The organism is Lentisalinibacter orientalis, from assembly GCF_040706535.1.
Lineage (GTDB): Bacteria > Pseudomonadota > Gammaproteobacteria > Steroidobacterales > Woeseiaceae > Lentisalinibacter > Lentisalinibacter orientalis.
On record NZ_JAPDRJ010000001.1, the window covers coordinates 1,297,328 to 1,309,288 of the forward strand.

The 11,961-nt window shown below is 68.9% G+C and carries 13 protein-coding genes; 6 read left to right on the forward strand and 7 right to left on the reverse strand.

Annotated features, from left to right (window positions below; genetic code table 11):
* Nucleotides 1–5 precede the first annotated feature (5 nt).
* The 3 genes from ACJMK0_RS05730 to ACJMK0_RS05740 all read left to right on the forward strand — a co-directional run bounded on the left by ACJMK0_RS05730 (nucleotide 6) and on the right by ACJMK0_RS05740 (nucleotide 2,367).
* A complete protein-coding gene (locus ACJMK0_RS05730; RefSeq protein ID WP_405236366.1) occupies nucleotides 6–596 on the forward strand; it encodes an LOG family protein in 591 nt (196 codons plus the stop codon).
* Nucleotides 597–691: 95 nt separating this feature from the next.
* Complete coding sequence (locus ACJMK0_RS05735) at nucleotides 692–1,756, forward strand: threonine aldolase family protein (RefSeq protein ID WP_405236368.1); 1,065 nt, start codon at nucleotides 692–694, stop codon at nucleotides 1,754–1,756.
* The gene (locus tag ACJMK0_RS05740) at nucleotides 1,753–2,367 is read left to right on the forward strand and encodes a membrane-associated protein (protein WP_405236370.1); all 615 of its coding nucleotides are present in this window, start codon (nucleotides 1,753–1,755) and stop codon (nucleotides 2,365–2,367) included. Before ACJMK0_RS05735 ends, ACJMK0_RS05740 begins: the two co-directional genes overlap by 4 nt.
* Before the next feature lie 695 nt (nucleotides 2,368–3,062).
* Here the strand turns inward: ACJMK0_RS05740 and ACJMK0_RS05745 are convergent.
* The 4 genes from ACJMK0_RS05745 to ACJMK0_RS05760 are packed head-to-tail and all read right to left on the reverse strand — an operon-like array spanning nucleotide 3,063 to nucleotide 5,870.
* Nucleotides 3,063–3,482, reverse strand: coding sequence for a hypothetical protein (locus ACJMK0_RS05745; RefSeq protein WP_405236372.1), 420 nt, complete (start codon nucleotides 3,480–3,482; stop codon nucleotides 3,063–3,065).
* The gene (locus ACJMK0_RS05750) at nucleotides 3,479–4,006 is read right to left on the reverse strand and encodes an RNA polymerase sigma factor (RefSeq protein WP_405236374.1); all 528 of its coding nucleotides are present in this window, start codon (nucleotides 4,004–4,006) and stop codon (nucleotides 3,479–3,481) included. Before ACJMK0_RS05750 ends, ACJMK0_RS05745 begins: the two co-directional genes overlap by 4 nt.
* 34 nt (nucleotides 4,007–4,040) lie before the next feature.
* Nucleotides 4,041–4,931 carry a hypothetical protein gene (locus ACJMK0_RS05755; protein WP_405236375.1) on the reverse strand — a complete coding sequence of 297 codons (891 nt, stop codon included), beginning with the start codon at nucleotides 4,929–4,931 and terminating at the stop codon, nucleotides 4,041–4,043.
* A 57-nt stretch (nucleotides 4,932–4,988) separates the two neighbouring features.
* On the reverse strand, nucleotides 4,989–5,870 hold the full coding sequence (locus ACJMK0_RS05760; protein WP_405236377.1) for an alpha/beta hydrolase: 882 nt from the start codon (nucleotides 5,868–5,870) through the stop codon (nucleotides 4,989–4,991).
* A 223-nt stretch (nucleotides 5,871–6,093) separates the two neighbouring features.
* Between ACJMK0_RS05760 and ACJMK0_RS05765 the strand changes: the two genes are divergently transcribed.
* Entirely contained in the window at nucleotides 6,094–6,588 is a 495-nt protein-coding gene (locus ACJMK0_RS05765) for a cytochrome C (protein ID WP_405236379.1), read from the forward strand.
* Nucleotides 6,589–6,608: 20 nt separating this feature from the next.
* Nucleotides 6,609–6,986, forward strand: a complete 378-nt coding sequence (locus ACJMK0_RS05770) for a phage holin family protein (RefSeq protein WP_405236381.1) — start codon at nucleotides 6,609–6,611, stop codon at nucleotides 6,984–6,986.
* A gap of 12 nt (nucleotides 6,987–6,998) precedes the next feature.
* Here ACJMK0_RS05770 and hemN read toward each other — a convergent pair whose 3' ends face one another.
* Nucleotides 6,999–8,381, reverse strand: coding sequence for an oxygen-independent coproporphyrinogen III oxidase (gene hemN / locus ACJMK0_RS05775; RefSeq protein WP_405236383.1), 1,383 nt, complete (start codon nucleotides 8,379–8,381; stop codon nucleotides 6,999–7,001).
* 219 nt (nucleotides 8,382–8,600) lie between these two features.
* Here hemN and ACJMK0_RS05780 point away from each other — a divergent pair, with 219 nt between their 5' ends.
* Nucleotides 8,601–9,896: a cysteine desulfurase-like protein gene (locus ACJMK0_RS05780; RefSeq protein WP_405236385.1), complete on the forward strand. Its 1,296-nt coding sequence runs from the start codon at nucleotides 8,601–8,603 to the stop codon at nucleotides 9,894–9,896.
* Between the two features lie 88 nt (nucleotides 9,897–9,984).
* On the opposite strand, the gene ACJMK0_RS05785 is transcribed toward ACJMK0_RS05780, so the two are convergent.
* Together ACJMK0_RS05785 and ACJMK0_RS05790 are read right to left on the reverse strand one after the other, a co-directional pair.
* On the reverse strand, nucleotides 9,985–10,416 hold the full coding sequence (locus ACJMK0_RS05785; protein ID WP_405236387.1) for a c-type cytochrome domain-containing protein: 432 nt from the start codon (nucleotides 10,414–10,416) through the stop codon (nucleotides 9,985–9,987).
* Nucleotides 10,417–10,494: 78 nt separating this feature from the next.
* Nucleotides 10,495–11,940 (reverse strand): UdgX family uracil-DNA binding protein, encoded by a 1,446-nt coding sequence (locus tag ACJMK0_RS05790; RefSeq protein ID WP_405236389.1) that lies wholly within the window; start codon nucleotides 11,938–11,940, stop codon nucleotides 10,495–10,497.
* Between the last annotated feature and the right edge of the window lie 21 nt (nucleotides 11,941–11,961).

Below are 11,961 nucleotides of genomic sequence, written 5' to 3' on the forward strand. Positions count from 1 at the left end.
GGCTGATGGCGACCATGAAATCGATCTGCGTCTTCGCGGGGTCCAGCAGCGGCACCCGTCCGGTTTACGCGAGCGCTGCCGAGGAACTCGGCCGGGCCGTCGCGGAGCGGGGCTGGCGGGTGGTGTACGGCGGCGGCCGGGTGGGGCTGATGGGCGTGCTGGCCGATGCCGCGCTGGCGGCCGGCGGCGAGGTCATCGGCGTGATCCCGGAGGCGCTGCTGCGCAAGGAGGTGGGCCACCGGGGACTCACCGACCTGCGCGTGGTGCAGACCATGCATCAGCGCAAGGCACTGATGTCGGAGCTCTCGGACGGCGTGGTGGCGCTGCCCGGCGGTCTCGGCACGCTGGAAGAGCTGTTCGAGATTCTCACCTGGGCGCAGCTCGGCATCCATGCCAGACCCTGCGGCGTGCTGAATGCCGGCGGCTACTACGACGAGCTGCTCCGGTTCCTGGACCAGACCGTCAGCCAGGGTTTCGTGCGGGGAGAGCATCGGGACATGATCCTCGCGGCCGGCGAGGCGGCCGCGCTGCTGGATCTCATGGCCGACTACACGCCGCGCTACACGGCCAAGTGGATGGACAGGGACGAGACCTGAGCGGCGTCGAACATTCCGTCCCGCGGCTGTAGCATTGGCGCTCCAGGAGCGCGGGCCGCGCTCCCATCGGTCGGAAAGAAGGAGCAGAGCAGGCCATGCCGGGCAATTTCCGCAGCGACAACGAGTATCCCGTGGCACCCGAGATCATGGCGGCCCTGGCCGCAGTGAACGACGGCCCCGCCCACGCCTACGGCGAGGACGCCGCCACCGCGCGGCTGCGGCAGCGTTTCCGCGAGCTGTTCGAGCGGGACGTGGAGATCTATCCGCTGGCCTCCGGCACGGCCGCCAACTCGCTCGCCGTCGCCCAGACCTGCGGCTCCGTCGGCGCGGTGGTCTGCCACCGGGACGCGCACCTCAACACGGACGAGTGCGGCGCGCCCGAGTTCTTCAGCGGCGGGGCCAAGCTGCTGGCCCTGGACGGCCCTGACGGCAAGCTGGTACCGGCCGCCGTGGAGGAGACCGTGGCCGCATCCCTCGCGATGGGCGAACATGCGAGCCGCCCGCGGTTGCTGAGCCTGACCCAGGCGACGGAGCTGGGCACCGTCTACACGCCCGACGAGGTGGCCGCACTCGCCGCAGCCGCGCACCGCGACGGGCTGCGCGTGCACATGGACGGCGCACGCCTCGCGAACGCGCTGGCCACGCTCGATTGCGCGCCCGCGGACATCACCTGGCGCGCCGGCGTCGACCTGGTCTCGTTCGGCGCCACCAAGAACGGCGCGATGCTGGCCGAGGCGCTGGTCGTGTTCGATCCGGCGGACACGGTGGAGTTGCCGCGGCGCCGCAAGCAGGCCGGTCACCTGCTGAGCAAGATGCGCTACGTCTCGGCACAGCTCGAGGCCTATCTCGCCGACGATCTCTGGCTGCGCCTGGCCGCCGCCGCCAACCGCCGCGCCCGAGCGCTGGCCGACGGGCTGGCCGCCTGCCCGGGCGCCGAGCTGCTGCATCCGGTGCAGTCCAACGAGATCTTCATGCGCCTGCCGGATGCGCTGGCGGAGGGCCTGCGCTCCCGCGGCTTCGAGTTCCATCCCTGGCCCCATACCGGCCCCGGCGTCTACCGGCTGGTCACCTCGTTCGCGACGCCGGACGAGGCGGTGGAGGGCTGCGTCGCCGCGGCCCGCGAACTCACCGGCGCGGGAGCCGCCGCCGCGGAGGCATGATCCCGCTCTGGCTGAAGATCGGCTACACGGCCATCGTCGCGGTCATCCTGCCGATCTACTGGCTCCGCCACGGCCCGAAGAATTTCCTCTGGTTCTCCGACATCGCGCTGATCCTGCTGGTGCCGGCGCTGTGGCTCGAGAGCGCGCTGCTGTTCGGCATGATGGCGGTCGGAGTGCTGCTGCCCGAGGCCGTATGGACGATCAGCTATCTGGGCGGACTCCTCTTCCGGCGGCCGTTCACCGGGCTGGCCGGCTACATGTTCGACCCGGCGCTGCCCCGCTGGCTGCGCGGGCTGTCGTTATTCCACCTGATCCTGCCGCCGCTGCTGATCTGGGGCGTCTGGCGGCTCGGCTACGACAGCCGCGCCCTGGCGCTGCAGACGCTGCTGGCCTGGGCGGTGCTGCCGGTCACCTGGCTGGTCACGGACCCCGCGAAGAACATCAACTGGGTGTTCGGGCCGGGCGAGCGCCCACAGCGGCGGATCGACGGCAGGCTTTATCTCGGCTTCGTGATGCTGTTCTTCCCGGTCTGCGTCTATCTGCCCACGCACTGGTTGCTGTCCTGGCTGTTCACGGCGAAGGAGGCCGGCGGGAATCTCTCACTCTATTAGCAACCTGTGGAAAACAGTTCGCCGGGATGTCGATTCTTCGTCTCAACATTCTGATAAGTATTGGTTTTTCAATTTCCACCGCTTATCCACAGAATAAACACACGAGAGGCACAGGATATTCTGCTGACAGGGCGGATCGGCAGGCGTAATGTGAACTCCACGGTAAAGGAGCGCGATCCTGAAACCGGGCCCGATTGGCAGGGGCAGGGCCACCCGCCAAAGTGGTCAAGGGCAGCGGAAGCTGACCAAGTCGCAACGCCGAGAGGCCGCGCGTTGAGGAAGCCGGAGCGAGAGCATCTGGCGACCATTGGAGAGCGGAAACTGCCTGTACTCGTGACTCGCATGACCGGCATGCAGCTCGCGGGGGACGTAGCCAGGCGTCTTTAAATAAACATCGGGGACGAAGAGTCCTCGTGAGGAGCCTGAGACGAGGTTCCGCAAGGCGAGAGCCGAGCGGACGAGCCACAGGCCGGAGTCAGGCAGGTCCGAGGGGGTGGCGCAAGCTGCCGGATCGATCGAATCGGACGAAGCGCTGGCTCAAAAACCGAGGGGATGACGCGACGGCGTCATCCCCTCACTTTTTTGTGGCGGGCAATATGGCGGGCAATAGGGCGATATCGCGTCGCCCGTATTCTTCGCGAAACCAGTCCTCGTAAAGCCAGTCCTCGCAAAGCCAGTCCCCGGAAGGCCCGTCCTCAGAAGGCCCGCCGCAGCTCTTCCTCGAGCCGGCGCAAATCGGCCTCGAGGCGCTCCTGTTCCTCCGTCAGCGGCTGCGTGGCGCGCTGCTCCAGCTCCAGCAGGACGAAATCCGCCTGCAGCGCGGCCGGCAGTCTCGCGGGGAGCGGGGTCTGCGTCTGTGCCGTGGGCGTTGCGGGCCAGGATTCCGGCGCGGGTGTCTCGAGGCGCAGCGCCAGGACTCCCGCCACCGCGACGGCGGCCGCCAGCGCGGCGCCGCCGAGCAGCCGCGGCGCGGGCACCAGGGCCGGGCGGCGCCGGCGCGGCACTGCGGGCTCCGCGGCCTGCAGCGATGTCTGCACGCGTGCCCTCAGCTCCGGGGTGGTTTCCGCGCGGATCTTCGCCGCATCGCGGCGCAGACGCTCTTCCAGTTCCGTCATTCCCCGTCCTCCGTCTCGAGTTCCCGGGCCAGCCGCCGGCGTGCCCGGAAGAGGTTCACCTTGACCCACGATACGCTCCGTCCCATCGCGCGTGCCACGTCGCGCACCGCCATGTCCTCGCCGTAATGGAGCCACAGCGCCGTATAGCCGTCCGGCGTGAGCCGTTGCCGGGCAGTCAGCCAGATGTTGCGCCGCCCGTCGTCCGCGATGCAGTCGGCCAGCGGATCGGCGGCCGGATCGGCCGGTTCGGCGGCCAGCGATTCCCAGGCTGCCGGCCGGGCTGCCGCATGCCGCAGGGCGATGCGGTACAGCCAGGTGCTGAAGCGCCAGCGCGGATCGTAGCTCGCGAGATAGCGCCAGGCACCGACGAAGGTGTCCTGCAGCGCGTCTTCCGCGTCGCAGGTGCGGGCGCAGCGCACGCACAGGAAGCGATGCAGGCCGTCCTGGTAGCGCTCGACGAGCGTGGCGAAGGCGCTGTGTGAGCCTGCCTTCGCCGCCGCGATGAGTTCGTCCTCGCTGGTCATGAGTCGTCCGGCGCGCCGGTCGCCGGAGCCCGCCTCAACGGGCGAGCAGTCTCGTCATCAGCTCGGGCTCCACCAGGGCGGAGATGCCGACCGTACCCTCGTTCACCGTCACCCTGGTCTTGCCGAGCAGCTCGGCCAGCGCGGGCTCTTCCTCCGCGGCCACGGCCTGCAATCCGATCAGGCCTCCCACAATGCCGCCCACGGCCAGCGCCATGCCCGGATCGCTGGCCACGATCTTCGCCTCGATGGCGGCGAGTCCGTCACGGTCGGCGACGAAGAATGTCGCCTCACGGGTGTGTTCGAGGATGCGGGACTCCCAGGAGCCCCCGGTGCCGGCCTGGGGACGGATGCCGCCCTGCATCAGGTTGCGGTCCGCCGTGAGCATGAACAGCGTGCCGTCTGCCGCCTCGCGCTCCTCCAGGCGGCCGCCGTCGGCAAGCAGTTTCTCCATCGTCGCGGCCTCGGACGTGAATAGCAGCAGTCCGTCGACGGCGAAGGTGAAGTAACCGTCGAAATCCGTGTCGTCCATCTGGCGGAGCTGGTAATAGCGGCTGCCGTCGGCCTCGTGTTCGTCCACTTTCGCCTCGCGCTTCGCCAATGCCAGCACCTTGTCACGGGTCTGGTCCGAGAAACGGCCGCGGATGGCGAGCACGGCGTCGTCTTCGCCCTGACTGAACACCGTGACCCGGTCGGTCTCGGCGCCCAGGTCCACGCCGAGGTCATTGCGCAGGTCGGCGAACAGCTCCTTGTCCAGCCAGCCGTAGAGCTGGCGCCCGACCTCGGAGCCGCGCATCTCGACAAGGTCGGCATGCAGGTACCAGCGGGTGTTGCCGGGCAGTTCGCCGGGCGTGACCGCGGCGACGGCGAGGCCGGGGAGGGCGAGGATGGCGACCATAAGGACGGCGTGCAGTTTCGGAAAGCGCATGGGGGGCTCCGTTTTCGATGTTGTCTGCCCCGTTATAGGGCCGTCGGCCGCGATTGGTTACAGTCCGTCGTCGGTCGGGGCGTCCTCTGACCCGAACAGCCAGCGGATACCGCGTCTGAAGGCAGGGGGCGCCGCCGAGAAATGACTCTCGCCGGGCAGGATCTCGGCCTCGAGATCCCAGGGCGTCTTCTCCTGCGCCGTCCAGTGGCCGATCCAGGACAGCGCCGGGCCGCGGAGGCGGGGCAGGTCGTCGGCGCCGGAGGCCACGTACAGGCGCCGCCGCGGCCCGTCCGGTGCTTTGCCGGGTGCCGCCAGGAACAGCGGCAGGTTGCGATGCAGCGCCGGGTTGATGGCGATGTGGCCCCAGAAGGGGCCCTCTGGCTGCAGCGCGCTGTAGAGGACGAACTGGCCGCCGAGAGACTGCCCCAGGATCACCCGGCGTTGCGGGTCGGCGGGATAGCGGGACTCGATCATCGGGATCAGTTCATCGCGGAGAAAGCGGAGGAAGGTGCCGGCTCCGCCCCAGAAGTCCGGTTCCGGCGCCTCCGCGGTGTAGTCGCGGCTGCGCTGGTTGCCTTCCCGGAAGTAGTCGGTGCCGTAGGAGATGCCCACCAGTATGAGCTCGGGGACCTCCTCGCCCAGTTCCAGATAGCGGTAGTAGCCGGCCAGGAGCGGGAACATGTTGCCGCCGTCGAGCACGTAGACCACGGGATAACGCGGCTCGGCTCCCGGCTGGTGGCTCTCGGGCAGGCGCACGTGGACGTGGTAGACGCCCTCGGGCTCGTCCGGCGTCAGCCGATGGTAGTGGGCCCGGTCGACGGCCTGCAGGCGGATCTCCCGTTCCCCGGCGCCGAGCAGCGGGGCGGCCTCCTGGGCTGCCAGGGCCGTCAGGACTGTCAGTGCGGCCAGGCAAACGAGGGCGGGCAGTAGTGTCCTCATCGATCGGTCTCAGCGACGGCGTTATGGCTACAGTATTGCGCAACAGGCTCCCGGGCGTCTCCCGGCTATCCTGGCTATTCTGGTCATCGTTAGGCTAAGCACATGTCACTACTGGCCGGGTTCGGCCGGATCGCCTAGAGTGAAGCTGTAGAGCTGTGGCCGCGTCGTTCGATTGGCCGTGGCCACTGGTTGCGGGGAGGAAGCCCGGTATGAGGAAAACGGCATGAGCAGAACCAGGCTTCGGTCCGGGATGGCCAGGGTGGCAATGGTAATGGTCGCGACGCTGAGCGCGGCGCTGCTGGCCGGCTGCGACGCCGGCCCGAAGTCCGCCGCCGGATTCCGGCTGCCGGACGGTGACCCGGAGGCCGGCCGGGCGGCGTTCCTGGCGCTGCAGTGCAATTCCTGCCACGTGATCAGCAATTACGAGCTGCCGCCGCCGGCGGCGAAGGGTCCGGTGCAGGTGACGCTGGGCGGCGAGGTGACCCGGGTGAAGACCTACGGGGAGCTGGTGACCTCCATCATCAATCCGTCGCACAAACTGGTCCGCTGGTACCCGGAGGAAGAGGTTTCCGAGGATGGCAAGTCGCTGATGCCCGCCTTCAACGACCGCATGACCGTGCGCCAGCTCGTCAACCTGGTCGCGTTCCTGCAGCCCCATTACGATGTCGTCGTGCCGCGCTACGAATACCCCGAGTACCAGTACGCGCCGATCTACTGAGCCCGACGGAGGAGAGAGCGATGCCCGGACTCCTGGTCCGACTCCTGATCAATATGTTCGGCCTCTGGCTGGCCGCCGCTATCGTCCCGGGTGTGCACATCAGCGGCGTGGGAACGTTTATCCTCGCCGCCATCCTGCTGGGCGTGGTGAACGCGCTGGTGCGGCCCATCGCCATCGTCGCGACGCTGCCGCTCACCCTCGTCACGCTCGGGCTGTTCCTGTTCGTCGTGAACGCGATGATGTTCGGGCTGGTCGCGTGGCTGCTTGCCGATTTCGCGGTGTCGGGCTTCTGGGCCGCCCTGTTCGGCTCGCTGGTGGTCAGCCTTACGAGCACGTTGACGTCCTGGTACATCGGCCCGAGCGGGCGCTACGAGGTGATGGTCATACGTCGGCGCTAGCCGCGTACCCGCCTAGATGATCTTGGAGTAGCGCTGCGGCTCGGCCTGCGCCCGCAGGTAGCCGTCGAACACCATCGCGATGGCGCGCAGCAGCAGCCGGCCCGTGGGCGTGACGCGGATGGAGGCATCGTCCACCTCCACCAGGCCGTCTTCCTCAAGCGGCGCCAGGTCCGCCAGCTCGTCGGCGAAGCGGCTCCGGAAATCGATGTCGAAGCGCTCCTCGATCTCGCTGAAGATCAGCCGGTCCCGGCACATGATGGACTGGATCACCTTGCCGCGGAGCTTGTCGTCGTCGCTCATGATGAGGCCGCGCTCGACGGGCAGGTGTCCTTCCTCGATGCGCCGGCCGTAGTCGTGGTCGTGCCGGGTGTGCTGGCTGTAGCAGTCGGCGATGCGGCCGATGGAACTCGCGCCGAGGGCGATCAGCTCGGTGTCCGCATGGGTGGAATAGCCCTGGAAGTTCCGCTGCATGGTGCCGTTCTCGCGCGCGATGGCGAGCTCATCGTCCTTGCGCGCGAAGTGGTCCATGCCGATGTACTCGTAGCCTTCGCCGCCGAGCCGCTGGATGGTGTGGCCGAGCAGGGCCAGCTTCACGTCGTCGCTGGGCAGGTCCTCCTGGCGGATCAGCCGCTGGGCGCGGAACATTTGCGGCAGGTGAGCGTAGCTGTAGACCGAGATGCGGTCGGGCCGGGCCTCCAGCACGGTGTCCAGCGTGCGGTCGAAGCGCTCCGGGGTCTGCATGGGCAGGCCGTAGATCAGGTCGATGGAGACCGAGCGGAAGCCGGCGTCCCGGGCCTGCTGGATGAGCGGCAGGGTCTCCTCCGGCGGCTGGATGCGGTTGACCGCTTTCTGCACCTCCGGGTCGAAGTCCTGCACGCCCATGCTGAGCCGGTTGAAGCCCATGCCGGCCAGCGCCGCCACCATGCCCGGGCGGATGCTGCGCGGGTCGATCTCGATGGAGAATTCCTGCCGGCCGTCGCCGCGCAGCCGGAAGTGCTCGCCGAGTTTGGCCATGACCGAGGAGAGCTGCTCCTCGCTGAGATAGGTGGGCGTGCCGCCGCCGAGGTGCAGCTGCTCCACCACCCGGTTGTCGTCGAACAGGGCGGACTGGAGTTCCACCTCGCGGAACAGGTGGCCGAGGTACTCGGAGGCCCGGTCCCGGTTGCGGGTCACCACCTTGTTGCAGCCGCAGTAGTAACAGAGCGTGTGGCAGTAGGGGATGTGCAGGTACAGCGACAGGGGTCCGTCGTTGCGCTCGTTGCTGAGGACGCACTGGCGCTTGTACTGCGCCTCGTCGAACTCGTGGAACTGCACCGCCGTGGGGTAGGAGGTGTAGCGGGGCCCGCGGCCTCCGTAGCGCCTGATCAGCGCCTCGTCGAACTTGATTGGCTGCATGCCGATATTCCTGAATCCCTGAATCTGAATCCCGATACCGCCGCGCGGCGGTCACATCTCATTGAACCACAACGATTATGGTAAGAGGCTCGCTCCCCGGCCCGAGGCTAACCGTACCCGAACACCGCGGCCGCCTGCATAGGCATTAGCCGAAGGCGGCGCCTTGCCGCGGCCGGCCCGGGCCTTCATCATGCGCCCCTCGTCACCCCGGGAGGCCCCATGCCCGTACAGGACTATCCCCTCGAGAAAATCCGCGAGCGCTTCCCCGCCCTGGCCCTGGACGGGGACATCGGCGGGCGCATTTATCTGGACAATCCGGCCGGCACGCAGGTTCCCGCCACGGTCGTCGACCGGATGAGCCGTTGCCTGCTGGAGGCCAACGCCAACCTGGGCGGGCCCTTCGAAACCTCCCGGCTGGCCGACGAGATCGCCGCCGACGCCCATCAGGCCATGGCGGACTTTCTGAACGCGCCGTCGGCCGACGAGATCGTGTTCGGGCAGAACATGACGACCCTCACCTTCCATCTCTCCCGCTCCATCGGCGCCGCGTTGTCGCCGGGCGACGAGGTGATCGTCACGCAGATGGACCACGACGCCAACATCTGGCCGTGGGTCATGATGGCGCGGGACCACGGCCTGGAGGTGAAGTGGCTGCCGTTCGACACGGAGACCTTCGAATTCGACCTGGCCGAACTGGATCGCCTGCTGGGCGAGCGCACGCGGCTGGTCTGCGTGGCGGGCGCGAGTAACCTGCTGGGCACGGTGAACGACGTCGCCGCCATCGCGGCCCGGGCGCGGGCGGCCGGTGCCTGGACCTTCGTGGACGCGGTGCAGTCCGCACCCCATGTCCCTACCGACGTGCAGGCGCTCGGCTGCGATTTCCTGGCCTGCTCCGCCTACAAGTTCTTCGGCCCCCATCAGGGCATCCTCTGGGGCCGGAGCGAGATCCTGGAGTCGCTGGAGCCCTACAAGGTGCGGCCGGCGCCGAACAGGATCCCGGGCTGTTTCGAGACCGGCACCCAGAGCCACGAGGGCATGGCCGGGACGGCGGGCGCGGTGGACTATTTCGCGTCGCTGGGCGAGGCCTGGGCCGCGGACTATGCCGGGCGCTTCCCCGGCATGAGCGGCCGCGCCCTGCACGTTCACACCGCACTCGCGTGGCTGCTCGACTACGAGGAGACGCTCTCGCGCCATCTCATCGACGGGCTGCAGGCTCTGCCGGGCGTGAGGGTGCACGGCATCACGGATCCGGACGCGTACTCGCGGCGCCTGCCGACGGTGGCCTTCACCGTCGAGGGCGTGGCGCCGGCGATGATCGCTCGGGAACTCGGGCAGCGGCGCATCTTCGTCTGGAACGGCCACAATTACGCGCTGGAGGTGGTGCGGGCGCTGGGCCTGATGGAGGCGGGCGGCGTCATCCGCGTGGGTCCGGTGCACTACAACAGCATCGAGGAACTGGACGTGCTGCTGAATACGCTCGAGAGCATCCTGCCGCGTATCGCGCCCGGCCGCTGACGCGGCTCCGGGTCGGCCCGCCGTCCGGCCGAGCCTGCCGCCCCGACTGGCCCGGCGCGTGCGGCCTGTTGCGCCGATCGGCCGCGGGTCAGTTGTTCTTCGCGCCCTGGTCGATCCAGTCCTTGATCAGCTGCACCTCGTCCCTGTCCAGCGGGGAGCCGCGCCCTTGCGCGAGCGAATCCTCATGGTGGGGCGGCATCTGTATCTCCGGCGCGCTCTCACCGGAGACCACGAGGTAAAGCGTGCTGGAGGCGGCGCTGCCCGGCACCACCACCTCGCCGAGGCGGGTGCCGTGCATGAGGCTCGCGTAATCGGTCACGTTCAGACCGGTGCTGGTCTCGCCTTCGGCGTAGCCGCTGTGGCAGCCGGCGCAGTTGGCCGCCAGGACCGGCTGGACGTCCTCCGAGAAACTGACCTGCCGCTCGCAGCCCGACAGGAAGGTCAGGCCCAGGATGGCGACGGTGGCGATGGCGAGCGGGATGTTCCTGAGTCCCTGAATCGTATCCACGAATCTGCCCATGGTTGCCCCCTTGTGCGCTGCCGCCGGGACGGCGGCCTGCTCGGTCACCGTTTCATCCTAGACCGGAAGGCATCCCTGTCAATTTCGCGCAATACCTACTGTCTGTGCCGCCGCCTTGCGAAGGTCCGCCACCAGGCGGCGAAGCTCGCGCTCTCGGGATTGCTCGTCCCGCTGGCGGAGAACATATGAAGGGTGGACGGTGATCCACACCGATGTGCCGTCCTCCAGCGAGAGGGCGCTGCCCCGATCCTCGCCGACGGCCACGGGTCGGCCGAGCAGGCTGCGCGCGGCCGTGGCCCCCAGCGCGACGACGGCCCGCGGTGCCACCATCCCGAGCTCCAGCCCGAGCCACCAGCGGCAATGGTCGATCTCGCTCGCGTCCGGCTTCTGGTGCAGCCGGCGCTTGCCCTGCAGCCGGAACTTGAAGTGTTTCACGGCGTTGGTCAGGAAGATGCGCTCGCGCTCGATGCCGGCTGCCGCCAGCGCCTCGTCGAGCAGCCGTCCCGCCGGGCCGACGAAGGGGCGGCCGGTGAGGTCCTCCCGGTCGCCGGGCTGCTCGCCGACCAGCATCAGCCCGGCGTCCGCAGGGCCTTCGCCGGGCACCGCCCGGGTCGCCTGTTCGCCGATGGGGCAGCGCCGGCAGGCCTCCAGGCAGGCCGCGAGCTCATCCAGCGTCCGTGGTGTCTTCTCTTCCGCCATGTCCATCCTGATCCACTGCCGTGCCCGGCCGGCCGCCGGCCGCCGCCCCGGCGGCGGCGAGCGCTGCGCCCGCTCCCCGTCCCTGACCAGCGTCGGGATCAGCCGGGCCTCGGGCAGATTACGCCAGTACTTGCGCGGCATCTCCGCACGCATGGCATCCACCTTCAGCCGCGCCGGGTTGAAGATGCTGGCGTAGTAGGTGGTCCAGTATGCCTCCAGTGCGTCGTCGTCGGGGCAGTCGGCGCGGGCCGCGCCCGGGCCGTAGGTGAGCGCGTCGCCGTCCCAGTGCGCGCTCGCCTCCGGCGTGAGGATGGACCACCGCATGCCGGTGTAGCGGCGCATGAAGAACGGCGCCACCGCCTTCAGGATGTGATGTTCCGGCTCGAACCACGCCACGTAGGCCTCGACGACGGCGTGACGCACGCGGCGGAAACGCACGAAGGCCTTCATCTTGTGCATGTCGCGCCGCACGGAGCGGGCCATGCCGGCGGCCAGCGCCACGTCGGCGTCGAAACTCACGTCCAGCAGGGAGCGTTCCGACTGCAGGCGCCAGAGCAGCCGATAGAGGAGCTCGAAGCGGCGCGGATCCCGGTGACAGGCGACCCGTTCGGCGAGCGGCGGGAAGCCCTTCGGTACCAGGATGGCCCGCCGGGTGCGGGGCAGTGCGGCCGGCGCGCCGGCGAACAGGTCCGGGGTCGCGCGCCGCTCGCGCCAGGCGGTGGTCTCCGGCGGCACGGCGGCCGCGATCAGGCGGCGCGCCTGATCACGCCAGGCTTCGTAGCCGTCCGCCGCGTCGAGCACGATCTCGATGTTGCCGCGGCTCATGGTACGACTGACAGCGTACGA

What these genes read in the sequence shown, in the direction of transcription:
- ACJMK0_RS05730 (WP_405236366.1), top strand. Translation starts at nt 6, where the DNA reads ATGGCGACCATGAAATCGATCTGCGTCTTCGCGGGGTCCAGCAGCGGC.
- ACJMK0_RS05735 (WP_405236368.1), top strand. Translation starts at nt 692, where the DNA reads ATGCCGGGCAATTTCCGCAGCGACAACGAGTATCCCGTGGCACCCGAG.
- ACJMK0_RS05740 (WP_405236370.1), top strand. Translation starts at nt 1,753, where the DNA reads ATGATCCCGCTCTGGCTGAAGATCGGCTACACGGCCATCGTCGCGGTC.
- ACJMK0_RS05745 (WP_405236372.1), bottom strand. Translation starts at nt 3,482, where the DNA reads ATGACGGAACTGGAAGAGCGTCTGCGCCGCGATGCGGCGAAGATCCGC.
- ACJMK0_RS05750 (WP_405236374.1), bottom strand. Translation starts at nt 4,006, where the DNA reads ATGACCAGCGAGGACGAACTCATCGCGGCGGCGAAGGCAGGCTCACAC.
- ACJMK0_RS05755 (WP_405236375.1), bottom strand. Translation starts at nt 4,931, where the DNA reads ATGCGCTTTCCGAAACTGCACGCCGTCCTTATGGTCGCCATCCTCGCC.
- ACJMK0_RS05760 (WP_405236377.1), bottom strand. Translation starts at nt 5,870, where the DNA reads ATGAGGACACTACTGCCCGCCCTCGTTTGCCTGGCCGCACTGACAGTC.
- ACJMK0_RS05765 (WP_405236379.1), top strand. Translation starts at nt 6,094, where the DNA reads ATGAGCAGAACCAGGCTTCGGTCCGGGATGGCCAGGGTGGCAATGGTA.
- ACJMK0_RS05770 (WP_405236381.1), top strand. Translation starts at nt 6,609, where the DNA reads ATGCCCGGACTCCTGGTCCGACTCCTGATCAATATGTTCGGCCTCTGG.
- hemN (WP_405236383.1), bottom strand. Translation starts at nt 8,381, where the DNA reads ATGCAGCCAATCAAGTTCGACGAGGCGCTGATCAGGCGCTACGGAGGC.
- ACJMK0_RS05780 (WP_405236385.1), top strand. Translation starts at nt 8,601, where the DNA reads ATGCCCGTACAGGACTATCCCCTCGAGAAAATCCGCGAGCGCTTCCCC.
- ACJMK0_RS05785 (WP_405236387.1), bottom strand. Translation starts at nt 10,416, where the DNA reads ATGGGCAGATTCGTGGATACGATTCAGGGACTCAGGAACATCCCGCTC.
- ACJMK0_RS05790 (WP_405236389.1), bottom strand. Translation starts at nt 11,940, where the DNA reads ATGAGCCGCGGCAACATCGAGATCGTGCTCGACGCGGCGGACGGCTAC.